Annotated in this window: 1 pseudogene; it reads right to left on the minus strand. The window is 36.6% G+C overall.

What is annotated here, in order from left to right:
* Positions 1-932: pseudogene (locus tag FIA58_RS21140) on the minus strand (T9SS type A sorting domain-containing protein); the annotation flags it as partial.
* Between the last annotated feature and the right edge of the window lie 195 nt (positions 933-1,127).

A 1,127-nucleotide genomic window follows, 5' to 3' on the forward strand; every position in this document is an offset into this window, starting at 1 on the left:
GATTTGGAATTCGTAGCTCCTGAATTGGAATTTCCACCCACAATAAAACCACCGTCTTTGGTTTGTGAAAGGGCAAATAGGTTATCGTCTTTATCACCACCTAGGGTTCTTTGCCATTCGATAGTGCCTTCTTCATCTAATTTTACCAGCCAGTAATCGCCTAATCCGTAGTTAGCTTCTGTTTTATCTCCAGAGATAGGAGAATTAGAATAGCCTCCTAAAATATAACCTCCATCTGTAGTTTGTTGGATACTTTTTAATTCGTCTTGGTATTTTCCTCCAATGGTTTTTTGCCATTGCATCGATCCATCAGCTTTTAATTTGACAACCCAATAGTCTAAATTACCTCTTGAATCTTCGTTTTTTGTGTATTTGTCTTTTTCGGTATCTCCAGTAGCATCTGAGCTTGATGTACCTCCTAAAATATAACCACCCTCTTTGGTTTGAGCAATACTTAGTAGTTTTTCCATACTACTGCCGCCTATGGTTTTTTGCCAGATTTCTTGTCCTTTTGCGTTCAATTTAATCACCCAAAAGTCTTCTTGTCCTTTCCCATCTTCTTTTTTATCGATGCCTTTATCAGAGGTGGAAGTACCTCCTAAAATAAAACCACCATCGCTGGTAATGGCAATGCTTTGTAGTAAATCTACTTGGTTGCCGCCAAAGCTTTTTTGCCAATCTAGATTGCCTTTTTCGTCCATTTTCCAAAGCCAATAATCCAAGTCGCCCTTGTTGTGGTCTTCTTTGTTTCCGTTTTTACCAGAAATAGAACTTCCTGCTAGGATAAATCCATAGTCTGGGGTTGCAATGGCATCGTACAAAAATTCAGCATGTTTGCCTCCGTAAGATTTTTCCCAAAGGATGTCTTGGGCATAAGTAATACTAGTTGCAACAAGTAGTGCAACCCAACTTAAGGTAGTTTTTTTAGTCATAAGAATAGCTTATAATTTTTTACTCGAGAATACAATTAGGCCTGTGTACCTATATCTGTTAATCCATTTTTATACGCGGTCTATTGTCTTTTTGTTACATATAAACCGTTCTTTTTTTATAATAAAAAGTATAAAAAACACTAAAAGGTTGGTTAAAAGGCTTTTATTTTTTTCTGCAACAAAAATAGAACCAAG

Origin of the sequence: Flavobacterium jejuense (assembly GCF_006491595.2) — a bacterium.
GTDB classification, from domain to species: Bacteria; Bacteroidota; Bacteroidia; order Flavobacteriales; family Flavobacteriaceae; genus Flavobacterium; species Flavobacterium jejuense.